The organism is Rubricella aquisinus (assembly GCF_014199445.1).
In the GTDB taxonomy this organism is placed as follows: Bacteria; Pseudomonadota; Alphaproteobacteria; order Rhodobacterales; family Rhodobacteraceae; genus Rubricella; species Rubricella aquisinus.
In genome coordinates this window covers 23678-45258 of the sequence record NZ_JACIJS010000009.1, presented here as the reverse complement: position 1 = coordinate 45258, position 21581 = coordinate 23678, and the positions used below count along the sequence as shown (strand labels likewise).

19 protein-coding genes and 1 riboswitch are annotated in these 21581 nt (G+C 63.2%); of the genes, 5 read left to right on the top strand and 14 right to left on the bottom strand.

All coding sequences use genetic code 11. The features are described from left to right. Nucleotides 1-38 precede the first annotated feature (38 nt). Nucleotides 39-524, bottom strand: coding sequence for a GNAT family N-acetyltransferase (locus tag FHS89_RS14100; RefSeq protein WP_184012765.1), 486 nt, complete (start codon nucleotides 522-524; stop codon nucleotides 39-41). Continuing rightward, the gene (locus FHS89_RS14095) at nucleotides 514-2268 is read right to left on the bottom strand and encodes a monovalent cation:proton antiporter-2 (CPA2) family protein (protein WP_184012764.1); all 1755 of its coding nucleotides are present in this window, start codon (nucleotides 2266-2268) and stop codon (nucleotides 514-516) included. Before FHS89_RS14095 ends, FHS89_RS14100 begins: the two co-directional genes overlap by 11 nt. 497 nt (nucleotides 2269-2765) lie before the next feature. On the opposite strand from FHS89_RS14095, the gene carB reads away from it, so the two are divergent. The 4 genes from carB to FHS89_RS14075 all read left to right on the top strand — a co-directional run bounded on the left by carB (nucleotide 2766) and on the right by FHS89_RS14075 (nucleotide 7510). After that, complete coding sequence (gene carB / locus FHS89_RS14090; RefSeq protein ID WP_184012763.1) at nucleotides 2766-6026, top strand: carbamoyl-phosphate synthase large subunit; 3261 nt, start codon at nucleotides 2766-2768, stop codon at nucleotides 6024-6026. A gap of 147 nt (nucleotides 6027-6173) precedes the next feature. Next, nucleotides 6174-6755, top strand: coding sequence for a thymidine kinase (locus tag FHS89_RS14085; RefSeq protein ID WP_184012762.1), 582 nt, complete (start codon nucleotides 6174-6176; stop codon nucleotides 6753-6755). A gap of 99 nt (nucleotides 6756-6854) precedes the next feature. Beyond that, on the top strand, nucleotides 6855-7268 hold the full coding sequence (locus FHS89_RS14080; RefSeq protein ID WP_184012761.1) for an Hsp20 family protein: 414 nt from the start codon (nucleotides 6855-6857) through the stop codon (nucleotides 7266-7268). A gap of 26 nt (nucleotides 7269-7294) precedes the next feature. Further along, nucleotides 7295-7510, top strand: a complete 216-nt coding sequence (locus tag FHS89_RS14075; protein WP_184012760.1) for a DUF1150 family protein — start codon at nucleotides 7295-7297, stop codon at nucleotides 7508-7510. A gap of 71 nt (nucleotides 7511-7581) precedes the next feature. On the opposite strand, the gene FHS89_RS14070 is transcribed toward FHS89_RS14075, so the two are convergent. From FHS89_RS14070 to thiB, 7 genes are all read right to left on the bottom strand, one after another. Beyond that, the gene (locus tag FHS89_RS14070) at nucleotides 7582-8070 is read right to left on the bottom strand and encodes an RNA pyrophosphohydrolase (RefSeq protein ID WP_184012759.1); all 489 of its coding nucleotides are present in this window, start codon (nucleotides 8068-8070) and stop codon (nucleotides 7582-7584) included. Then, a complete protein-coding gene (locus tag FHS89_RS14065) occupies nucleotides 8070-9383 on the bottom strand; it encodes a S41 family peptidase (RefSeq protein ID WP_184012758.1) in 1314 nt (437 codons plus the stop codon). The genes FHS89_RS14070 and FHS89_RS14065 overlap by 1 nt, the downstream gene beginning before the upstream one ends. Before the next feature lie 6 nt (nucleotides 9384-9389). Continuing rightward, nucleotides 9390-10505, bottom strand: coding sequence for a murein hydrolase activator EnvC family protein (locus tag FHS89_RS14060; protein ID WP_184012757.1), 1116 nt, complete (start codon nucleotides 10503-10505; stop codon nucleotides 9390-9392). After that, the gene (gpmI, locus tag FHS89_RS14055; protein ID WP_184012756.1) at nucleotides 10506-12023 is read right to left on the bottom strand and encodes a 2,3-bisphosphoglycerate-independent phosphoglycerate mutase; all 1518 of its coding nucleotides are present in this window, start codon (nucleotides 12021-12023) and stop codon (nucleotides 10506-10508) included. A gap of 75 nt (nucleotides 12024-12098) precedes the next feature. Then, nucleotides 12099-12791, bottom strand: coding sequence for a thiamine ABC transporter ATP-binding protein (locus tag FHS89_RS14050; RefSeq protein ID WP_184012755.1), 693 nt, complete (start codon nucleotides 12789-12791; stop codon nucleotides 12099-12101). Further along, on the bottom strand, nucleotides 12775-14322 hold the full coding sequence (locus tag FHS89_RS14045; RefSeq protein WP_184012754.1) for a thiamine/thiamine pyrophosphate ABC transporter permease ThiP: 1548 nt from the start codon (nucleotides 14320-14322) through the stop codon (nucleotides 12775-12777). Before FHS89_RS14045 ends, FHS89_RS14050 begins: the two co-directional genes overlap by 17 nt. Further along, nucleotides 14298-15293 (bottom strand): thiamine ABC transporter substrate binding subunit, encoded by a 996-nt coding sequence (gene thiB, locus FHS89_RS14040; protein ID WP_425502804.1) that lies wholly within the window; start codon nucleotides 15291-15293, stop codon nucleotides 14298-14300. The genes FHS89_RS14045 and thiB overlap by 25 nt, the downstream gene beginning before the upstream one ends. A gap of 43 nt (nucleotides 15294-15336) precedes the next feature. Continuing rightward, nucleotides 15337-15436, bottom strand: a riboswitch (TPP riboswitch). A gap of 186 nt (nucleotides 15437-15622) precedes the next feature. On the opposite strand from thiB, the gene FHS89_RS14035 reads away from it, so the two are divergent. Then, the gene (locus FHS89_RS14035; RefSeq protein ID WP_184012752.1) at nucleotides 15623-15925 is read left to right on the top strand and encodes an I78 family peptidase inhibitor; all 303 of its coding nucleotides are present in this window, start codon (nucleotides 15623-15625) and stop codon (nucleotides 15923-15925) included. Here FHS89_RS14035 and FHS89_RS14030 read toward each other — a convergent pair. From FHS89_RS14030 to FHS89_RS14010, 5 genes are all read right to left on the bottom strand, one after another. Beyond that, nucleotides 15922-16503 (bottom strand): YdeI/OmpD-associated family protein, encoded by a 582-nt coding sequence (locus FHS89_RS14030; RefSeq protein ID WP_184012751.1) that lies wholly within the window; start codon nucleotides 16501-16503, stop codon nucleotides 15922-15924. The genes FHS89_RS14035 and FHS89_RS14030 overlap by 4 nt on opposite strands. Nucleotides 16504-16715: 212 nt before the next feature. After that, nucleotides 16716-19535, bottom strand: coding sequence for a DNA polymerase I (gene polA, locus FHS89_RS14025; RefSeq protein WP_184012750.1), 2820 nt, complete (start codon nucleotides 19533-19535; stop codon nucleotides 16716-16718). 640 nt (nucleotides 19536-20175) lie between these two features. Further along, nucleotides 20176-20853: a helix-turn-helix transcriptional regulator gene (locus FHS89_RS14020; RefSeq protein WP_184012749.1), complete on the bottom strand. Its 678-nt coding sequence runs from the start codon at nucleotides 20851-20853 to the stop codon at nucleotides 20176-20178. A 4-nt stretch (nucleotides 20854-20857) separates the two neighbouring features. Further along, entirely contained in the window at nucleotides 20858-21238 is a 381-nt protein-coding gene (locus FHS89_RS14015; protein WP_184012748.1) for a VOC family protein, read from the bottom strand. Nucleotides 21239-21317: 79 nt separating this feature from the next. Then, nucleotides 21318-21512: a zinc-finger domain-containing protein gene (locus tag FHS89_RS14010; protein WP_246413926.1), complete on the bottom strand. Its 195-nt coding sequence runs from the start codon at nucleotides 21510-21512 to the stop codon at nucleotides 21318-21320. Nucleotides 21513-21581: the final 69 nt, after the last annotated feature.

Below are 21581 nucleotides of genomic sequence, written 5' to 3'. Positions count from 1 at the left end.
CCTGCCCGATATGGGGCCGGGGCACGGACATGCAATGGCTAAAGCGGGCAGCGCATCTCGATCACCGGAAAGGACGCGTCGCCAATCGGGATATCGCGCGCGGCCACGCGCTGAAATCCATGCCGGGCGTAGAAGCCTTCGGCATTCAGGCTCGAAAAGCAGCCCAAGGCAGGATGCCCTTCGGCCCGCGCGTCCTCCTGACACCGCGTGAGGCATAGGGCGCCAACGCCCTGCCCCGTCGCATCGGGATGGGTCGCGAAATGACGGATATGAACGGGGACATCTTCCCCCGACGGTGGCGCTGGCCCCCAACCGCCCGCACCAATGATCCGCCCCTCCTGCTCCACCACATAAAAGCGGCCCGACGCGATCAGAACGGGATTGGCGTGGATCATCTTCGGCAAAGCCGCGCTGAGCACATCCGGGGCATAAGCCGGGGCCATCAGTGTCGGGTAACAGGCGGCAAACAGGGCGCTGATCGGCTCCGCATCCGCCATGCGGGCGACCCTCAGTTCAGGCTTCATCGCTCAATTCGTACTTTTCGCGCAGGATATCGAGCGCCTTTTCAGTGCCATGTTCGGTTTCAAGATCGAGCCGCTCCATGTCGTGCCGCCGGAATTCCGCGATGACGTCCTCCACATCATCCCACTCGCCCAATTCATCGAGCCCAGCGGCGGCGAGCGCAATGGCGCTTTCATAGGTCTGGCGGACGACGAAATCGGCCCCGGCGCGGCGCATATCGACTTCGGAGAAACGATCATAGGTCTCGGCAAAGATTTTGAGGTTCGGGAACCGCTCTTTGAGCTTGATCACCGATTCGGGCGCGCCATCCCGGTCGCTGATGCAAAGGAACAAAAGATCGGCCTCGGCGGCCCCTGCGGTTTCAAGCATGTCGAGCCTGCGGGCGTCCCCAAAATAAACCTCCGTACCGAACGTGCGGGCGATCCGAATGCGGCGCGGCGAATTGTCGATCAGCGTGACGTCCACGTCCTGCATAGCCATGATCCGCGCGATGACTTGGCCCACGCGGCCAAAGCCTGCGACGATGACTTTTGCGCGGTCCGCGTGCTCCACCCCTTTCATGTCATCAAGCGTATCGGCCCCGCCCATGCGCGCGATCAACCGGTCCGCCCCGGCCATCGCCAATGGCGTGAGGATCATGGAGAAGGTGACAATCGCGGACAGGATCGCGGGCAACTCGCCCTCAAACAATCCGACCCCGATCGCGAGCGTGATCATGACGAAGGCAAATTCGCCGCCCTGCCCGATAACACTGGCAATGCGGATCGCGTCCTTATGGCTCGACCGGAAAAGCCGCGCGAGACCGTAGAGCACCGCACCTTTCGCGAGGTAGAGGCCCAAGGCACCGCCCAGCACGATCCACCAATTCTCGACCACGAGCATCCAGTTCAGCGTCATGCCAAAGCCCATAAAAAAGAGGCCAAGGAGCAATCCACGGAACGGCTCGATATCGGTTTCCAACTGATGGCGGAATTCGCTCTCAGCGAGCAGCACGCCCGCGATGAACGCGCCAAGCGCCATGGAAAGGCCCACAAGGTCCATCGCAAGAGCAGAGCCGATGACGACAAGCAGAGCCGCCGCGGTGAACAACTCGCCACTGCCGGAATTGGCGACGGCATGGAACACGGGCCGCAGCCCGTAACGGATCACGACGATCAGAATGACAACACCGCCCAGCGCCAGACCCGCTTGCGTCAACGGGCTGCCGGTGGCACCAGCACCGGGCGCGAGGAAGGCGACCAGCGCAAACAGCGGGACAATCGCTAAATCCTGCAACAGCAGGATCGAAAAGGCCCGGTTGCCATAGTCAGAGCGCAACTCCCGCCGCTCCCGCAGGACCTGAATGCCGATGGCGGTGGAACTGAGCGCGAGGCTCGATCCGATGATGACGGCCACCTGCCAACTCAGCCCGATGGCAAGACACACCCCGGCGACCAGACTGCCCGTGATCAACACCTGCAAAAGGCCAAGCCCGAATATATCCGACCGCAACCGCCATAGCCGCGCAGGCTTCAACTCTAACCCAATGACGAAGAGAAGCATCACGACGCCAAATTCCGCGAAATGCAAAACCGCATCGGTGTCCTGGATCACGGCCAACCCATATGGCCCGATGGCCGCACCCGCCGCCAGATAGCCAAGCACCGATCCCATCTTGAGACGCTGGAACAAGGGGACAGCGACCACCGCAGCGCCGAGGAAAACAGCAGCAGTGGTCAGAAGCGGATCGGCGCCTGGGGTGGCCATGGGGAGTGTTCCTTTTGATATGCGCTCCACTCTATCCCCCGCAGTCGCGCGGCACAACGCGGCGCTCCCGCACGTCGCTGGCCCTTCGGGCCGCTCCCTTTGGGCCGAGCGCCGCGCCTTGCGGCGCGGCGGTGCCTCCGGCGGGGTATATTTGAAGAAAGTGAATTGGACTTGGTGAAGTAAGAGCGGCCCCCGCGATTCGGCCGTGGGTCAAGGTCCGAGGAACGAGCGGCCTTGACGCGCGGGCGAATCGTGACACCCAAAATTGAACGGGTGATTTGAGGAACACACCTGTTCCTCAAACACCTCAGCGCATTCTTCCCTTTGCGCGGCGCAGCCGCGCCACCCCCAACGGGAGGACGGAGCGCAAGCGACGGAACGACGGGCGGGAGCGCGCCCTTTTTCCCATGCGGGCAAGTCCGTGCTTGCGCCTTTGGCGCTGCCCGCGTATCTCCCACACAATTTGTGCCGACCCTGCCAGCCCGAAGGATGCCCCGATGCCGAAAAGAGATGATATTCACTCAATCATGATCATCGGTGCGGGCCCTATCGTCATCGGGCAGGCCTGTGAATTTGACTACTCCGGTGCGCAAGCCTGCAAGGCGCTCAAGGAGGAGGGATACCGGGTTATCCTCGTCAACTCCAACCCTGCCACCATCATGACCGACCCCGGCATGGCGGACGCCACCTATATCGAGCCGATCACCGCCGATATGGTCGCCAAGATCATTGAAAAGGAGCGGCCCGACGCGCTTTTGCCCACGATGGGCGGACAAACCGGGCTGAACACCGCGCTTGAGTTGGACGATCTGGGCGTGCTTGAGAAATTCGGGGTCGAGTTGATCGGCGCGAAACGTGACGCCATTGAAATGGCCGAAGATCGTAAGCTGTTCCGGGAGGCGATGGACCGGCTGGGGCTGGAAAACCCGCGCGCCACGATCATTGCCGCACCGAAAGGGGCCAACGGCAAGTACGATATCGACGCGGGCGTGCGCGCCGCTGTGGACGCCATCGAATATGTCGGCCTGCCCGCCATTATCCGCCCGGCCTTCACCCTTGGTGGCACCGGGGGAGGCGTGGCCTATAACCGGGAGGATTACGAGCGGATCTGTCGGTCCGGCCTTGATGCCTCTCCCATGGCGCAAATCCTGATTGATGAGAGCCTTCTGGGCTGGAAAGAATATGAGATGGAGGTTGTCCGCGACACTGCGGACAATGCGATCATCATCTGCTCCATCGAAAACGTCGATCCGATGGGTGTGCATACGGGCGATTCGATCACCGTCGCCCCTGCGCTGACCCTGACCGACCGGGAATATCAGATGATGCGCAACGCCAGCATTGCCGTATTGCGGGAAATCGGGGTAGAGACCGGCGGGTCCAACGTGCAATGGGCCGTGAACCCTCAGAATGGCCGCATGGTCGTGATCGAGATGAACCCGCGTGTGTCCCGCTCCTCCGCGCTGGCATCGAAGGCGACCGGCTTCCCGATCGCAAAGATCGCGGCAAAGCTCGCGGTGGGCTATACGCTCGATGAGTTGGACAATGACATCACGGGCGTGACCCCGGCATCGTTTGAGCCGACCATCGACTATGTCGTCACCAAAATCCCGCGCTTTGCTTTTGAGAAATTCCCCGGGTCCGAGGCGACGCTGACCACCGCGATGAAATCCGTGGGCGAAGCGATGGCGATTGGCCGCACGATCCACGAATCGATGCAAAAGGCGCTGGCCTCCATGGAAACCGGCCTGACCGGGTTTGATGAGATCGCGTTCGACACGCGCGAGGCGCTGATCGCCAACCTGTCCCAGCAGACACCCGACCGGCTGCGCGTGATTGCGCAGGCGATGCGCGAAGGCATCTCGAATGACGAGATCCAGCGCATCACCGCGTTCGATCCGTGGTTCCTCGACCGTATTCGCGAAATCGTCGATGCGGAGGACGGTGTGCGGCAGGCGGGCCTGCCCACTGACGCGGCAGGCCTGCGCGCGCTCAAGATGCTTGGATTTACCGATGCGCGGCTTGGCCTTCTGACCGGGCAATCGGAAACGGAGGTGCGCCACGCGCGCCAACGGCTCGGCGTGACCGCCGTGTTCAAGCGGATCGACACCTGCGCCGCCGAATTCGAGGCGCAGACCCCCTACATGTATTCGACCTATGAGGCCGACATGATGGGTGAGGTCGAATGCGAAGCCCGCCCGTCGGATCGCAAGAAAGTCGTCATCCTTGGCGGTGGGCCGAACCGGATCGGGCAGGGCATCGAATTTGACTACTGCTGCTGTCACGCCTGTTTCGCGCTGACCGAGCAGGGCTACGAGACGATCATGATCAACTGCAACCCGGAAACGGTGAGCACGGATTACGACACGTCCGACCGCCTCTATTTCGAGCCGTTGACGATTGAGCATGTGATGGAAATCCTGCGGGTCGAGCAGGAAAACGGCACGCTGCATGGTGTGATCGTCCAGTTCGGCGGGCAGACCCCGCTGAAACTCGCCAACGCGCTGGAGGCAGAGGGCATCCCGATCCTTGGCACCTCCCCCGACGCGATTGATCTGGCTGAGGATCGCGAGCGGTTCCAGCAATTGCTCGGTGATCTGAACCTCAAACAGCCCGTGAACGGCATCGCGTCCTCCGATGAGGAAGCGCTCAAGATTGCCGAAGAAGTCGGCTTCCCCCTCGTGATCCGCCCCTCCTATGTGCTGGGGGGTCGCGCGATGGAGATTGTGCGCGATATGGACCAATTGCGCCGCTATATCCGCTCTGCCGTGGTGGTGTCGGGCGACAGTCCGGTTCTTTTGGACAGCTATCTTGCGGGCGCGGTTGAGGTGGATGTCGATTGTCTGTGCGATGGGCAGAACGTCCATGTCGCGGGCGTGATGGAACATATCGAAGAGGCGGGCGTGCATTCGGGTGACAGCGCCTGTTCCCTACCGCCCCATTCCCTGTCGGCGGAGATTGTCGCGGAGCTGAAAACCCAATCCGTCGCGATGGCCAAGGCGCTCAATGTCATCGGCCTGATGAATGTGCAATTCGCGATCAAGGACGGCGTGATCTATGTGCTGGAAGTCAATCCGCGCGCGTCCCGCACCGTGCCCTTCGTGGCAAAGGCCGTGGGCAGCCCCATCGCCAGCATCGCCGCCCGCCTGATGGCCGGGGAGCCGCTGTCGAACATGGAGTTGAAAGCGCCGGAGACCAAGCATATCGCCGTGAAAGAGGCCGTGTTGCCCTTCGCCCGCTTCCCCGGCGTCGATACGCTGCTGGGGCCGGAGATGCGCTCCACCGGGGAGGTGATGGGCCTTGATATGACCTTCGAGCGGGCCTTCCTGAAGGCGCAGATGGGCGCGGGCGTGGCCCTGCCGGATAGCGGCAAGGTGTTCATCTCGATCAAGGATGCGGATAAGGGCCCGGCGATGCTGGAGGCCGCGCAGACCATGGCGGATCTCGGCTTTACGATCCTCGCGACCTCTGGCACGGCGGCGTGGCTGTCTGATCAAGGCATCGCCACGACCCGTGTGAACAAGGTGTTCGAGGGCCGGCCCCATATCGTGGACGCGCTCAAGAATGGCGATGTGCAGATCGTGTTCAACACGACCGAGGGCACACAATCCGTGGAGGACAGCCGCGATATTCGCCGCGTGGCGCTCTATGACAAGATCCCCTACTACACCACCGCCGCCGGATCGCGGGCGACCGCCTTGGCGATCCGCAACGCGCGCGAGGGCGAGATTGACGTGATGCCTATTCAGGGGCTTTGAAGCAAGCGACCGGTCTGATTGCCGTCCCCCTCTAGTACGGGGCGTGATCAGACCGACGCTTGCGGCCTGACCCCGCGCTGGATTTAGCCACCGGGGCCCGCGCCCACCGCCTTGACCGCCCCCATCTCACGGGTCAAAAAAGCAGCCATGGCCAAGCTCTATTTCAACTATTCCACCATGAACGCGGGCAAGAGTACGCTCTTGCTGCAAGCGTCCTATAACTACAACGAACGCGGGATGGACACCTATCTCTTGACCTACGCGTTTGACACCCGCGCAGGCGAGAGCGTCATTGGCTCGCGCATCGGGATCGAGGCTAAGGCCGATACCTACGCGCCCGAGGATGACCTCTACACCCGTATCCAAAAACGCCTACAATCGGGGCCGATTGCCTGTGTGCTGGTGGACGAGGCGCAGTTTCTGACCTCCGATCAGGTCTGGCAATTGGCGCGGGTCGCGGATGACCTTGGCGTGCCGGTGATGGCTTACGGCCTGCGTGTCGATTTTCAGGGCAAACTCTTTCCCGGCTCGGAAACGCTGCTTGCGATTGCCGATCACCTGCGCGAAGTGCGCACCATCTGCCATTGCGGGCGCAAGGCGACGATGGTCGTGCGGCAGGATGACGAGGGCAACACCCTGATCGATGGCGATCAGGTTCAGATCGGCGGGAATGAGACGTACGTCTCCCTTTGCCGCAAACACTGGCGGGATGCGACGGGTCACAGCTGACCCCTTGCCGCGCCGCGCGATCCTCCCCATATTCCTTGCACCGGTCGCCTTTTGAGGGGCCGTGACCTGTCGCTTGATACAAGGACATGAGGATTAAGGATGACGCGCATCTCTTTCGCTTCGCACCCGTTTCTGCTGGGATTTGAGGAGCTTGACCGACTGGTCGAGCGGACCGCCAAAACCGGCAATGACGGCTACCCCCCCTATAATATCGAGCAGGTGGATGAGCGGACCTACCGCATCACGCTCGCAGTCGCCGGATTTGCCGAGGAGGATCTGTCGATCACGATCGAAGATCACCAGCTTGTCATCCGGGGCCGTCAGCAGGATGACAGCGCGGGCCGCGTGTTCCTGCATCGCGGGATCGCTGCGCGCCAGTTCCAGCGCAGTTTCGTGCTGGCCGAAGGCGTGGACGTGACCACCGCCACGCTGGAGCGCGGATTGCTGCATGTCGATCTGTCCCGCTCCCTTCCCGACAGCATCGTCCAAAAGATCGAGATCAAGCGCGGCTAACCCTGCCTATTTTCAGGAGGACCACCATGAACGACCTGCCATTCAACCTGCCCGAAAAGACCGTTTATGTCCGTGCGATTGCAGCCGCCGACCTGCCGGAGGAGTTGCGCGCCCAGACGACCGCGCCGACGCTATACGCGATCCACTCTGCCGAAGGGCAGCAGCTTGCCATCGTCACTGACCGAAAGCTTGCATTTCGCGTGGCACGCGATCACGAATTCAAACCGGTGAACGTCCACTAACCCCAAAGGACCGGAGCGACGTCAAACGCGCCGGTCCTCTGCCACCCGCCCCAGCCGACAATAGGATCGGTTCAAGCCAAGTGCGCGGCAAACGCGTCCATCACCCGCTCATAGATCGGGCGTTTGAAGGGGACGATCCGGGCCACGGCCTCCGCCGGTGTGACCCATTCCCATGCGCTGAATTCAGGATGCTCTGTCGCGATGTTGATCGCGTCATCCCCGGACTTGAGCCGCATCAGCACCCAATCCTGCGCCTGGCCCCGATATTTGCCCTTGAAAGCAACACCCATCGCCTCTTTCGGCAGGTCATAGCGGAGCGGTTCATCTGTTTGGGCGACAACCTCAACGGCCTCCTGCGGGACGCCGGTTTCTTCCAACAACTCGCGCAAGGCGGCGTCCAGCGCTGTCTCCCCCTTGTCGATGCCGCCTTGGGGCATTTGCCATGCGGGGCTGTCCATATCCGCGCGCTGGCCCACGAAAACCAGCCCGGCGCGATTCATCAGCACCACACCGACACAAGGCCGGTATGGCAGCTTTGCGATCTCCGCTTCGGTGAGCATCACCGGTTCTCCAGCACCGCGATCCCTTTGATGATGTCGAGCGCATAGGCCAACTGGTAATCATCATTGCGGCGCTGCGCGTCGGCCTCAAGCCGGGCGCGCTCTTCTTCCAACTGGCGGATTTCATCTTCGGTCAGGCTGTCGTTGATCAGGCTGCCGCGCAGATCGGCCTCGGACCGGCCCGTGGTGTCCACGTCCTCCCCATCGCCAAGGCGGCGGCGCACGAGGATGTCCGGCTCAATCCCCAGCGACTGGATCGAGCGGCCCGATGGCGTGTAATACCGCGCCGTGGTCAGGCGCATCGCGGCATTGCCCTGCAATGGGATCACCGACTGAACGGAGCCTTTGCCGAAGCTCTTTTCACCCACCACAATCGCGCGGCGATGATCCTGCAAGGCACCCGCCACGATCTCAGATGCGGAGGCGGAGCCGCCATTGATCAGCACCACAATCGGCTTGCCGCCGGAAATATCGCCGGGCCGCGCGTTGTAGCGGTCACTGTCCTGCGGGTCGCGCCCACGGGTGGACACGATCTCCCCTTGCTCAAGGAACGCGTCGGACACCTGTATCGCCTGTGACAAAAGCCCGCCGGGATTGTTGCGCAGGTCCAGCACGATGCCATCCACGCTGTCCATGCCACCAAGCGCCTCTGCCTCTTCCTCAAGCTGCTCGACAAGGTTGTCGAACGTCTGACGGCTGAATGTGGTGACGCGCAGCACGACGGTGTTGTCCTCCACACGGGAGCGCACGGCGCGAATGCGGATCGTCGCCCGCTCCAGCGTTACGTCGAACGGGTCCATGCCCTCACGCACGATGCTGATGATGATCTCAGAGCCGACCGGCCCGCGCATCAACTCGACCGCCTCGTCAAGGTTCAGACCAAGGAGCGACTCGCCATTCAGATGGGTGATGAAATCCCCCGCCTGAAGCCCCGCTTCAGCGGCGGGCGTGTCGTCAATCGGGGACACGACCTTCACAAAGCCGTTCTCCTGCGTGACCTCAATCCCCAGCCCGCCAAATTCGCCACGGGTCTGCACCTGCATATCGCTGTAATCATCCGCAGGCAGAAAACCCGAATGCGGGTCAAGCGATGTCAGCATCCCGTTGATCGCGGCCTCGATCAGATCGCGGTCATCCACTTCCTCGACATAGCCCGCGCGCACCCGCTCAAAGATCGAGCCAAAAAGATCGAGATATTCGTAGGTGGAGCGCTGCCGCTCGGTTTCCTGCGCGACAAGGGGGCCAACGAATTGCGTTGTGACAATCCCACCTGCCAGCGCCCCGACACAGGCCGCCATGACCATCTTTTTCATAACCAATTACTCCCCATCCATTCCGGTCGCGAACCATGGTGCCGGGTCAATCGGCACGCCGTCGCGTCTAAGCTCTATATAAAGCGTGTTTGTTCCCACTGTCGCGCCCTGCCCGGTATTTTCCACCAAAAATGCATCATCTTTGCGTGTGGTGGGGCCGCTTGCCAAAGTTCCAAGCGGCTCCCCGGCCAAAATCACCTCGCCCGTCTCCCGCGATACCTCAGTCAGGCCCGCCAGAATCAGCAGCCATCCGGCCTCCGGCTCCAGAATGGCGATCTGGTCGTAATCAAGGAACGGCCCGGAATAGCGCAGCGTCGCGTCCATCGGTGCGGTGACAAGGCTGACAGCCCCCGTCTCAAGGATCAGTCCGGGTCGGACGATCCCGGCGGCATCGGGCGTGCCAAAGGCGCGTAGGATGCGGCCCTCGGCAGGCAGCGGAAGTGCGCCTTCCGCACTCTCGAACCGGGCGCTGGCGGGCGGCGCCTGCCGGGCCAGGGCGCGGGCAAATGCCTGTAGCGTCGCACTCCCGTCCCGCAGCCCCTCCAGAACCAGCCGGTCCACCGTGACCCGCGCCGTGTTGCGCCGCGCCAGCGCATCATTGAGCGACGCACGCGCCGCGCGCACCCCGGCCAGCCCATCGCTCAACAGTGCCTCGACCGCCGCCTGATCCTCTTGCAGGGTCACCAGATAATCGGCCTCTGTCCGCAGGGTGGTCGCCTCTTGTTGCAGGATCGGGACGAGGCCAGACATCAACTGCCCGGCTCGCACCGCCCCCGCAGGCCCGGACGGATGGATCATCAAGAGCGGCACCGGCGCGCGCTCCACCCGATGCAATCCGCCCAACAGCTTTGCCACCTGATCCCGTTGCGCGGCGAACCGCTGTTCCGCATCCACCCGGGCAAGGGCGATCTGCCGGGCAGAGCCGCGCGCCACGCTCAGCGCCAATTCATAGCCCTGCACCGCCTTTGCATAGGCGGCAAGCTGGTTTTGCGCATCGCGCGCGGCAACCAGATCGGCCTCCGCCCCTGCCATAATGGCCGTTGCGCGCTCTGCATCCCGCTCCGGGGATTGGGCATAAAGCGGTACGGTCAGGCACAAAAGGGCAAGGAGGAAACGCCGCATTCAGCCCCGCTCGATCAGCGACCGGCCCGACATCTCGGCCGGTTGCGGCAATTCCATCAGATCAAGAAGGCTCGGCGCAAGATCGGCCAAACGGCCCGATCCCATCACCGCGCCCTCCGGCCCGCCAATCAGGATCACCGGCACCGGGTTGAGGGTATGCGCGGTGTGGGGCGCGCCCGTGTCAGGGTCCACCATCACCTCGCAATTGCCATGGTCGGCGGTCAGGATCATCGCCCCCCCGGCCTCCTTCAGCGCGTCGAGCACTTGACCCACGCTGGCATCCACGGCCTCGCACGCGGCCTTTGCCGCCTCGATATCGCCAGTATGACCGACCATATCGGGATTGGCGTAATTCACGACGATCAGGTCATAGCCATCCTTGATCGCGCCGATGACACCCGCCGTAACCTCCGCCGCACTCATCTCGGGCTTGAGGTCATAGGTGCGCACGTTGGGGGATTTCGGCATCAGCCGTTCTTCGCCCGGATAGGGCGTTTCGACGCCCCCGTTCAGGAAGAAGGTGACATGGGGGTATTTCTCCGTCTCCGCAATGCGAAACTGCCGCCGCCCCTGCGCCGACACCCATTGGCCGAGCGTGTTGGGAATATCTTCCGAGGGGAACATCACCTCCATCCAGTCATTATGCTGATCGGAATATTCCACCACGCCCAGCGCCGCAGCGATCGTGGGTGCCTGCCGCTCAAACCCGTCAAATGCGGGATCAAGAAAGGCGGCCAGGATTTCCCGCGCGCGGTCGGCCCGGAAATTGAGGAACATGAGCCCATCGCCATCGGCCATGCCCGCATAGTCCCCGATCACGCTCGGTGGGGTGAATTCGTCGGTCTGTCCGTCGTCATACCCGGCCTGCACGGCCTCCGCGACAGATGCTGCGGCGGCTCCTTTGGCATGGGCGATCACGTCGAAGGCTTGCGATACCCGGTCCCAGCGATTGTCCCGGTCCATCGCGTAAAAGCGGCCCGTGACGGTGCCGATGCGCGCAGCGTCAGGCAGGGCGGCCTCCAGATCGCTGAGTTGGCCAAGCGCGGATTTCGGCGGCACGTCGCGCCCATCGGTAAAGGCATGGATCACCACCGGCACGCCTGCGCCCGCGATCACGCGCGCGGCCTCCGCGATATGGCGCTGATGCGCATGGACCCCACCGGGAGAGGCAAGGCCCGCAAGGTGGGCCGTGCCGCCGCTTTCCTTCAACCGGTCGATAAATCCGGTGAGTGCAGGATTGTTGGCAAAGCTGCCCTCCGCGATCGCGCGGTCAATCTTGGGCAGGTCCATCCACACGATCCGGCCCGCGCCGATATTGGTGTGGCCCACCTCCGAATTGCCCATCTGCCCCTCTGGCAGACCCACATCATTGCCATGGGCGGCGAGCGTGCCATTCGGGCATTCAGCCATCAATCGGTCGAACACGGGCGTTTTGCCCGCTGACACGGCATTGGACGCAACCGCCTGCCCCAGCCCCCAACCGTCGAGGATACACAGGATCACAGGGCGCGGCGGCATGGCAATTCTCCAGAGTTTGGGCGTGCTTCGCCTAGTGGTATCGCGCGGCAAGCGGGGGAACAAGGGCGCGGCGCGTCAGCCCAGATAATCGCGCAGCGCCCCCGGCGGATTGGCAAGCAGCGTCTCGCGGTCCTGCGGCGGGGCCACGCGCCCCTCTGCCACCACCGCAATGTCATCCGCGATCCGGGCGGCGTCCTCCGGCTGGTGGGACACGATCAGGACCGTCAGTGCTTTGTCCGCCATCACACGGCGCAACAATGCCATCATATCCGCCCGCATCGCGGGGCCAAGCGCGGCGAATGGCTCGTCGAGCAGCAGCACCGGCTTGTCCCGCAGAAGCGCCCGCGCAAGTGCGGCGCGGCTTGCCTGCCCACCCGACATGGCCGCTGGCCGCCGCGCGCCCATGCCCTCAAGCCCCATATCCGCGAGCATCGCCTCCACCCGTACATGCTGATCGTCGGTCAGCTTCAGATCGGGCCGCAGGCCAAGGCCCACATTCTGCGCGATGGTCATATGCGGAAAAAGGTTGTTGTCCTGAAACAAAAGCGACACGGGCCGCACCGCCGGGGGCTGATCCGTCACATCGAGACCTGCCACCGTAATGCGCCCGGTGCGCGCGGGCAGAAACCCGGCAAGCCCGTGCAGAAGCGTCGATTTCCCGCCGCCGCTTGGCCCCATGATCGCCGTGCAAACGCCCCGGCGGAAGGTCACATCAGCAGAGAGCGCAAACCCGCCCTGCCCGAGCGTCACATTATCGAGCGTGATCATAGCGCCCTCCCGCATCAAAAACCGCGAATAGCATGAAAGACAGGATCAGAAGCAACGCGCCCGCGCCCGCCGCGGCCTCCATCCGGTAGGCCCCCATAAGCTGCGCCATTTCCAGCGGCAGCGTCGCGGTCGCACTCGTCCCGAACAGCGCGATGATCCCCAGATCCCCCATGGAGAACGCCGCGACCAGCCCCAGCGCAAAGCCCGCAGGGCGGCGGATGCCGGGCAACAGCACATGGCGCAGCCACACGCCGCGCGACAGCCCAAGGCTCGCCGCAAGCTGCCCCTGCCCGCGCCGCACGGTCGCAACCGCAGGCAACAACACCCGCAGCGCAAACGGCACGCCCATCACCGCATTCACCACCGCCGTGAGCGGCAGCGCCAGCGCGAACGGATCGACAATCGGGCGCAGCAGGATGAACAACCCGGTCCCGATCACCAGCGAGGAGGCAGTCAACCCGATCAGAACCATCCCTTCCGCCAGCACGGCGCGCCCGGTGCTCAGAACCCATGCAATCGCGAGCGAGAGGGCAAAACAGATCGCCGTCGCGGCCAGCGCAATGGTGACACTGCGCAGCGCGGCCTCCCAGATGCTGGCGCTGAGGGTCAAGAGCGCGGGCGCCCCGCGCGCCACCACCGCCAGCATCGGCAGGCCCAGAAACAGGAGTGCGGCCCCGATGACCAGCCGATCCTGCCACAGACCACCCGTGTCATACCGCTCCGCCACCCGGCCCAGCGCATCGGCAAACTCCGCCGGGCGGCCAAGCCCCAAAAGCAGGATCGCCGCGGCCAGCGCCACACCCATCTGCACCAGCGCCAGCATCGCCGCGCGTGACAGATCGAAATCGAACCGCAAGGATTGATAGATCGCAAGCTCCAGCGTCGTTGCGCGCGGCCCGCCCCCCAGCGTCAGCGCCACCGCAAAACTCGTCAGGCAAATCAGAAACACCACCAGCCCCGCCCCGGGCAGCACCTCGCGCAGCATCGGCGCTTCCACATGGCGCAGCATGTCGCGCGGGCCAAAGCCAAGCTGCGCGGCCAGCCGAAACTGCTCCGCCCGGATCGCGGCCCAGCCCGTCAGCAGCATCCGCGTGACCAGCGGCAGGTTGAAGAACACATGCGCCAGCAAAACACCCGTCATGCCGTAGATATCGAGCGCGGGCAGGCCCAGCGCCCCCAACCCGTCCGACAGCCAGCCGGATCGGCCCCAGACCGCCAGAATGCCCAGAACCGCGACAATCACCGGCACGATAAAGGGCGCACCCAGCAGCAGCAAAAGCGCCTGCCGCCCCCAGAACTGCCGCCGCGCCAGCGCGCGCGCCAGCGGCACCGCAAACAGCACCGACAGGACCGCTGACAAAAACGCCTGCACCACCGTGAACCGCAGCACGGCCCAATCCGCACCGACGATCCGGCCCGGGGCCTCCGCGATCCACAAAAGCGGGACGATGGTGCCAAGGGTGAGGGCCACGACGATGACAATCGCCGCAGCCCCCAAACCCGTACTTATTGAGAGAGCGCGGCGCGCCATGTCTCAATCGCGGCCGCGCGGCGGGCCTCGGCCTCATCGGCGGGAAGGAGCAGCGCGGTCTCCGGCGTGATCAGCGTCTCAAACCCGTCAGGCAGCCCACCTGCCGGGGTAAAGGCCGGATACATCCAGTTGGTCGTCGGGATCGCACCCTGAAACCCGTCTGTCGCCATGAACTGAATGAACTCCGCCGCCAAGTCCGGCTGATCGGACCCTTTCAGAATGCCCGCAACCTCGACTTGCATGTAATGCCCCTCATCGAAGGCCGCGGCGGATTTGCTCGGATCATCCTCCGCGATCAGGTGATAGGCGGGCGATGTGGTGTAGGAGAGGACCATATCCGCCTCTCCCTCCAGAAACAGGCCATAGGCCTCGGACCAGCCGGGGGTCACGGTGACGACATTATCGGCCAGCGCAGCCCAAACCGCAGCGGCTTCGTCGCCATATGCCGCATCCACCCACATCACGAGCCCAAGCCCGGGGGTGGAACTGCGCGGATCCTGCACGATGATGCTCAGGTCACTCTCCCCCAATGCCTTGAGCGAGGTCGGCACATCGGCAAGGTCAGCCTCATGCACAAAGGCGAAATAGCCCCAGTCGAAGGGGGTAAAGATCGGGTCGGTCCACGCAATTGGCAGATCCGGTGTCGGCAGGCCCGCGGGCTTGTCGGCAAACAGGCCGGTTGCCGTGGCCCGCGCCGTGAGGTTGGTATCAAGGCCCAGCACCACATCCGCGTCAGACCGCGCACCCTCCAGCTGCACGCGCGACAACAGCGCCGCACCGTCGCCCGCGCCGACAAAGGTCAGATCGCAATCGCACACGGCCTCAAACGCCTCTTCGACCACCGGGCCGGGGCCCCAGTCGGATGTGAAACTGTCATAGGTATAGACCACCAATTCGCCACGCGATTGCGCATGGGTCGCACCAATGAGCGCGGTTGTGGCAAGCAGTGTCAGGGAAACTGTCTTCATCATATCCTCCAAAGCCTAGAGCGAGGCGGAGGCGGCATACGCATGTCGGGGCGAATGCAGCCTTCCCTACGCCGGCATAATCCGGTTCAGGTTCAACGGGTCTGCATCACGCATCTCAGCCCATTTGGGCCCCCCGAGGCAGGCGTGAAGCTAACGCTTTTGACGCAGGATGCAAGCGGCGGGATGCCGCCCAGCCTGCCTCACACCCCAAAACCGCCCCCCGCCCCCGGCATACGCGGATGCGGCGGGCCAATCGCCAGGCGCAGGTTGCTGTTGAAGTGGCGCGCCGTTGGGGGGACACTCAGCGCAGTTTGACCAAAGGACATTTTCAGATGACAGCCATGCGCCGCCTGACGGCCCTATCCCTTACCTGCCTTTTGACCGTTGCCGCCTGCACCGTCGAAGAGGTGACCGAAAAACCCTGTGACGCGGATTGCGTGAAAGAGCAGTCCGCCTGTGGCGCCGCCGATTACGCTGGTCTGATCGGGTCAAACATCGCAGCCGTGACCCTGCCTGCGACGCTCAACACACGGATCATTGGCCCCGGCATGGCGGTCACGATGGATTACGTCCCCACCCGGCTCAATATCGAGACCGACGGCAATGGCGTCATCATCCGGCTTTATTGCGGCTAACGCCACTGGTTCGCCCGCTGGCCCTTTTGTGCGAGCGTGGCGGTCTGGGTGATCCGGTCCGCGCGGGTCTGGGGCCGCTTGGCCTGTTTGATCCATTCCAGAATGCCGCGCCGGGCCGAGGGCGGAAAGCTGTCCCATTCCGCCCGGGCCGGGGGATGCGCATCAAACGCGGTGGCAAGGTCATCCGGCACCTCCAGCCGCTCCACATCCTCAAGGAAATCCCACATCCCGTTCGCCTTGGCGGCATCCACCTTCGCAAGGCCCGCCGCCGTCATCGCCCCCGATGCGATGGCCCGCGCGACATGCGCCTTGTTGATCCCTGACCATGCCGAGCTGTCCTTGCGGGGGGAGGCGCGCAGCATCGTGCGATCCGCATCCAGCGCGCGCGGCAAGCTGTCGATCCAGCCCCAACAGAGCAATTCCTCCACAACGTCGGGCCATGGCAGATGGTCGGGATGGTGTTTCTTGTAGAGCACAAGCCAGACCGTTCTGGCGGTCGCATGGTGCGCCATCAGCCAATCGCGCAGGTCCGCGCGGCTGCGAATGTCGATCCGGGGGGTGCTGTCGTCTTTGGTCATGAAAGTGAGCTTTGTCTCTGAACGGACCGGAATCAAGCCGAAGGCGCCGGTCCAGCGGCCGCCCGCCCCCCGGCGGCCGCTTTACGACCTTTCAAGAAGCAGACCGCATGTGCGGTGTGGCGGGATAAACCGCAAAGCCCGACTGTTTCAGCGACCCCCTCGGGCGGCCGCTGGACCGGCTTGCGTCGTCGTTAACTCAACAGACGCCACCCTCAATGCGCCGCAGCCCAGTTCAGCCCGGTCCCCGCATCGACCACCAGCGGCACATCGAGCTTCACCGCCGGGTTCGCGGCCTGCTCCATCACCTCGCGCACGATCGCGGCGGTGGCCTCCGCCTCCCCTTCCCGCACCTCAAAGATCAGTTCGTCATGCACCTGCAACAGCATCCGCGCGGAATTGTCCGCAGCCCGCAGCGCATCGGGTATCCGCACCATCGCGCGCCGGATGATATCCGCCGCTGACCCCTGGATCGGCGCGTTGATCGCCGCCCGGTAAGCAAAACTGGCGCGCGGCCCCTTCGCGTTGATCTCTGGCGTGTGGATCACCCGGCCAAACAGAGTTTTCACATGGCCGTGCTCCTGCGCGAACTTTTTGGTGTCCTCCATGTATTGTTTGATGCCGGGGAACCGCTCGAAATAGGCGTCGATAAACGCTTTTGCCTCATCGCGGGGAATGCGCAGGTTGTTCGCGAGCCCGAAGGCCGAAATCCCGTAGATCACCCCGAAATTGATCGCTTTCGCCTTGCGCCGCACCTCTGGCGTCATCTCGTCCAGCGGCACATCGAACACCTGAGAGGCCGTCATCGCGTGAATATCCAGCCCATCATGGAACGCCTGCTTCAGCGCGTCGATCCCCGCGATATGGGCCAGAATGCGCAACTCGATCTGGCTGTAATCGAGCGATAGCAGGACATTGCCCTCCTCCGCCACGAATGCCTCCCGAATGCGGCGGCCTTCTTCTGTCCGCACGGGGATGTTCTGCAAATTCGGATCGGTGGAGGCAAGCCGCCCGGTATTCGCACCAGAGATCACATAGGACGTGTGCACCCGGCCCGTGTCCTTGTTGATATGGTCCTGCAACGCGTCGGTATAGGTCGATTTCAGCTTGGAAAGTTGCCGCCAATCGAGCACCCGCGCGGGCAGGTCATGCCCCTGCGCGGCCAACTCCTCCAGAATGTCAGCACCCGTGGCATAGGCCCCGGTTTTGCCCTTCTTGCCGCCCTGAATGCCCATCTCATCAAACAGAATTTCACCAAGCTGTTTGGGCGAGCCGACGTTGAAGGACCGCCCGGCCAGCTCGTGTATTTCCGCCTCCAGCCCCGCCATTTTCTGCGCGAAGGTGTTGGACATGCGGCTCAGATGATCGCGGTCCACAAGGATGCCGTTGCGCTCCATCTGTGCGAGCACAGGGACAAGCGGCCGCTCCATCGTCTCATAAACGGTCGTGGTTTTGGCCGCATGAAGCCGTGGCTTGAACAGGTGCCACAGGCGCAGGGTGATATCCGCGTCCTCCGCGGCATAGGGCGCGGCATCCTCGATCTTGAGCTTGTCGAAGGTGATCTGGCTCTTGCCCGTCCCGATCAGCGATTTGATCGGGATCGGTTTGTGATCGAGATACCGCTCGCTGAGCGCATCCATCCCATGCCCGTGCAGGCCACCATGCATCGCGTAGGACATCAGCATCGTGTCCTCAATCGGCGCGAGCGTGATGCCTTCGCGGGCAAAAATCTTCATGTCGTATTTGGCGTTTTGCAGGATTTTGAGGATCGCTGCGTCCTCAAAAACAGGTTTGAGGAGCGCCAATGCCTCCGCCGGGTCCATCTGCCCCGCGGCCCGCTCCGACGAACCCAGCAGATCGCCCTCCCCCTCCACATGCCGCAGAGGGACATAGCAGGCCTGGCCGACCTCAACACTCAGGCAGATGCCGACAAGGTCCGCGATCATTTCATCCAGCCCGGTGGTTTCGGTGTCCACGGCGACATAGCCGCGCTCACGGATCGCGGTGATCCATGTCTCTAGGGCTGCTTTGTCGCGCACGATCTCATATTTGGACGGGTCGATCGGGGGCATGTCCCGCTTTGCCGGAGCGGCGCCATCGGCGGAGGGTGCCCCGGCGGGCGCGGCCACTGTCGGGGCCTCCACACCCAGCTTTTCCGCGATGCGGTTGGTCAGCGTCCGAAATTCCATCTGCGCAAGAAAACCGAGCACGTCGTCGGCATTCGGCTCCCGCACTTCCATCGCCTCGAACCCCACCTCGACCGGGACGTTCTGATCGAGCGTCACCAGCCGTTTGGAAATGCGGATCTGCTCTGCGTTGTCGATCAGGGTCTGGCGGCGTTTGGGCTGTTTGATCTCCTCTGCCCGCTCCAGCAGAGTTTCCACATCACCGAACTCATTGATCAACAGGGCTGCCGTCTTGATCCCGATGCCGGGCGCGCCCGGCACGTTATCGACCGAATCCCCCGCAAGGCTTTGCACATCCACCACCCGGTCCGGCCCGACGCCGAATTTGGCCTCGACCTCCTCTGGCCCGATGCGGACATTCTTCATCCCATCGACCATCTCGACCCCGCCGCCGACAAGCTGCATCAGGTCTTTGTCCGACGAGATGATCGTCACCCGCGCGCCCGCGTCGCGCGCCTGCACGGCAAAGGTCGCGATCAGATCGTCGGCCTCGAATCCTTCCTGCTCGATACACGCCAGCCCAAAGGCCCGCGTTGCCTCTCGCGTCAAAGGCATCTGAGGGCGCAGATCCTCTGGCAAGGGCGGGCGGTTGGCTTTGTACTCGGGATAGATGTCATTGCGGAACGTCTTGCCCGAATGATCGAAAATGACGGCGACATGGGTCGGCGCATCCGGCCCGTTGTTCGCCTCCACCATCTTGTAGATCATGTTGCAAAAGCCGCTGACGGCGCCCACTGGCAGTCCATCCGATTTGCGGGTCAGGGGCGGCAACGCGTGGAACGCGCGAAAGATAAATCCAGACCCGTCGATCAGATGCAGATGGTGCCCCTTGCCGATGCCAGTTGCCATGTCCTACCCTTTTTGCCAGCGACACCCCGGAACCGGAGCATTCCTCATGCGGTCCTTCTACCTGCCCTTGGCCCTGACTGTCACCCTGACATCGTGCTCCCCATCCGATATGGGGATCGCAGATAACGATTGTGACACGACACGCGACGGCGAATGGTGTGTGCCGGTCTTTGCTTGCGTGGGTAATGAGGGGCGTTCAATGGTTGGCCGCACCTATGGTCGGATCACCGGGACAGTCTCGGGGGCCACCGATTATGGACACCCCTGCACAGGCACTTGGGCCAGTAACCCGGACCGTCGTTCGGGAGGCGTCTCAATGTCCTGCGCTGACGGTCAGTCGCTTGAGGCGACTTTCCGCATTATGGAGCAATCAAGCGGCTCAAGCATCGCGTTGGGGTATACGGCAAGTGGCGATCGCTTCATTGCCTGGAGCGGCGAATACGTTCGCAGTCTTGGGATCAGCGGAAACTATTTGGAATTCTACGACACCCTGAGACGGGGTGACGTTAATTGCAGTATTGCAATGGATGCTGGCCGTTTTTGAAAACCACTCAACCAATAAGCAGACCCAAGCGTCATCCTGCGCAGCCCGCCTGAGTCCCGTTTCTTCAAATATGGACCCTTGTGCGGTCCATCCGTCTCAACACGCCTCGCGTGCGAAAAACGCGGCGAGCGTCTTGTCTTTCTCCACCGCAAACCGCTCCCCTTCTTCCTCCGCGCTGATCCGGTCAATGCGGAACATGCGGAAATCCTGCCGCAACTCGCACCATGTGGCGAGCGTCCATGCCTGCCCCCAGAACCACAGGCCAAGGGGGCGGACAGTGCGCCGGGTGCGCGCGCCGTCCTTATCGGCATAATCGAAACTGATCCGCACCCGCGCATCGCAGGCTTTCTCTAGTCGGTCGATCCGCGCGCGATCCGCGGTGTTGAGATGGCCCAGTGTCATCGCATGAATGGGCACCCGCTCGGCATGGCCGCGTGCGGCTTCGGGTAGGACCGCGTCGATTTTCACCAGCGCCTCCTCTGCGGCCAGCGCCATTTCCGCCCCGCCCCAGGCCCGGATCAGGCGAATGCCCGCGACCAGCGCGCTCACTTCCGATTTGGTGAACATCAATGGCGGCACATCATAGCCCGCGCGCATCACATAACCGATCCCGGCCTCCCCCTCGATCGGCACGCCGGAGCCGATCAGGTCCGCGATATCGCGGTAGATCGTGCGCTCTGACACTTCAAGCCGTTCCGAGAGGTCGCGCGCCGTGACCACGCGACCGCCGCGCAGATATTGAACGATCTGAAACAGGCGGTCGGCGCGGCGCATGGGGTTATCCTGCCTTCGCTTCAAAAAGGCCGAGCGAATTTCCGTCTGGGTCTTTGGCATAGACAAAGCGCCCTTCGGGAATCGGCATCGGCTCACCCAGCACGGTGCCGCCCGCCTCCCAGCAGCGGGTCGCGGCCTCCTCGACCGTGCCCTCCACCACCAGATGCAGGGTTGGGCCTGCCCCATCCGCCGCCGGCCGCCCTTCATAGAGGTTCACGGACACGCTGCCGCGCTCCGCTCCTTTCAGAACGACGATATCCTGCCCGCCCATTTCCATGTCTTCTGCCTCCATCCCGGTGACTTTGACATAGAAAGCGCGCGCGGCGGCAAGGTTTTTGACGGGCAATTCAGCCCAAATGACGGGATGTGCGGGTGCATGTGACATGGTTGGTCTCCTCAAAAACGCGTCGGTGCGTTGAGACCTGTCTAACACCCCCCTCCTGACAGCCTTCTGTCAGGAGTGTTCAGGTATCGGCTGGGCCACCCTTGAGGATGAATTTCTTGTCGCAATAGCCGCATTCGACATAGCCATCGACCGGATCAACGGAGAGCCAGACACGCGGATGACCGAGCGCCCCGCCGCCCCCATCACAGGAGATACGCTCCTTGGTGACGATTTCCGTTTCCGGCGGGGTCATGTGGGAGGAGGCAGCAGCCATATCGAAACCCTCACTTGCTCTCTGGGTGGTCGGTGTTAGGTAGATGCCCCATACATACAAGAACAGCGC

What these genes read in the sequence shown, in the direction of transcription:
- FHS89_RS14100 (WP_184012765.1), bottom strand. Translation starts at nt 524, where the DNA reads ATGAAGCCTGAACTGAGGGTCGCCCGCATGGCGGATGCGGAGCCGATC.
- FHS89_RS14095 (WP_184012764.1), bottom strand. Translation starts at nt 2,268, where the DNA reads ATGGCCACCCCAGGCGCCGATCCGCTTCTGACCACTGCTGCTGTTTTC.
- carB (WP_184012763.1), top strand. Translation starts at nt 2,766, where the DNA reads ATGCCGAAAAGAGATGATATTCACTCAATCATGATCATCGGTGCGGGC.
- FHS89_RS14085 (WP_184012762.1), top strand. Translation starts at nt 6,174, where the DNA reads ATGGCCAAGCTCTATTTCAACTATTCCACCATGAACGCGGGCAAGAGT.
- FHS89_RS14080 (WP_184012761.1), top strand. Translation starts at nt 6,855, where the DNA reads ATGACGCGCATCTCTTTCGCTTCGCACCCGTTTCTGCTGGGATTTGAG.
- FHS89_RS14075 (WP_184012760.1), top strand. Translation starts at nt 7,295, where the DNA reads ATGAACGACCTGCCATTCAACCTGCCCGAAAAGACCGTTTATGTCCGT.
- FHS89_RS14070 (WP_184012759.1), bottom strand. Translation starts at nt 8,070, where the DNA reads ATGCTCACCGAAGCGGAGATCGCAAAGCTGCCATACCGGCCTTGTGTC.
- FHS89_RS14065 (WP_184012758.1), bottom strand. Translation starts at nt 9,383, where the DNA reads ATGAAAAAGATGGTCATGGCGGCCTGTGTCGGGGCGCTGGCAGGTGGG.
- FHS89_RS14060 (WP_184012757.1), bottom strand. Translation starts at nt 10,505, where the DNA reads ATGCGGCGTTTCCTCCTTGCCCTTTTGTGCCTGACCGTACCGCTTTAT.
- gpmI (WP_184012756.1), bottom strand. Translation starts at nt 12,023, where the DNA reads ATGCCGCCGCGCCCTGTGATCCTGTGTATCCTCGACGGTTGGGGGCTG.
- FHS89_RS14050 (WP_184012755.1), bottom strand. Translation starts at nt 12,791, where the DNA reads ATGATCACGCTCGATAATGTGACGCTCGGGCAGGGCGGGTTTGCGCTC.
- FHS89_RS14045 (WP_184012754.1), bottom strand. Translation starts at nt 14,322, where the DNA reads ATGGCGCGCCGCGCTCTCTCAATAAGTACGGGTTTGGGGGCTGCGGCG.
- thiB (WP_425502804.1), bottom strand. Translation starts at nt 15,293, where the DNA reads ATGATGAAGACAGTTTCCCTGACACTGCTTGCCACAACCGCGCTCATT.
- FHS89_RS14035 (WP_184012752.1), top strand. Translation starts at nt 15,623, where the DNA reads ATGACAGCCATGCGCCGCCTGACGGCCCTATCCCTTACCTGCCTTTTG.
- FHS89_RS14030 (WP_184012751.1), bottom strand. Translation starts at nt 16,503, where the DNA reads ATGACCAAAGACGACAGCACCCCCCGGATCGACATTCGCAGCCGCGCG.
- polA (WP_184012750.1), bottom strand. Translation starts at nt 19,535, where the DNA reads ATGGCAACTGGCATCGGCAAGGGGCACCATCTGCATCTGATCGACGGG.
- FHS89_RS14020 (WP_184012749.1), bottom strand. Translation starts at nt 20,853, where the DNA reads ATGCGCCGCGCCGACCGCCTGTTTCAGATCGTTCAATATCTGCGCGGC.
- FHS89_RS14015 (WP_184012748.1), bottom strand. Translation starts at nt 21,238, where the DNA reads ATGTCACATGCACCCGCACATCCCGTCATTTGGGCTGAATTGCCCGTC.
- FHS89_RS14010 (WP_246413926.1), bottom strand. Translation starts at nt 21,512, where the DNA reads ATGGCTGCTGCCTCCTCCCACATGACCCCGCCGGAAACGGAAATCGTC.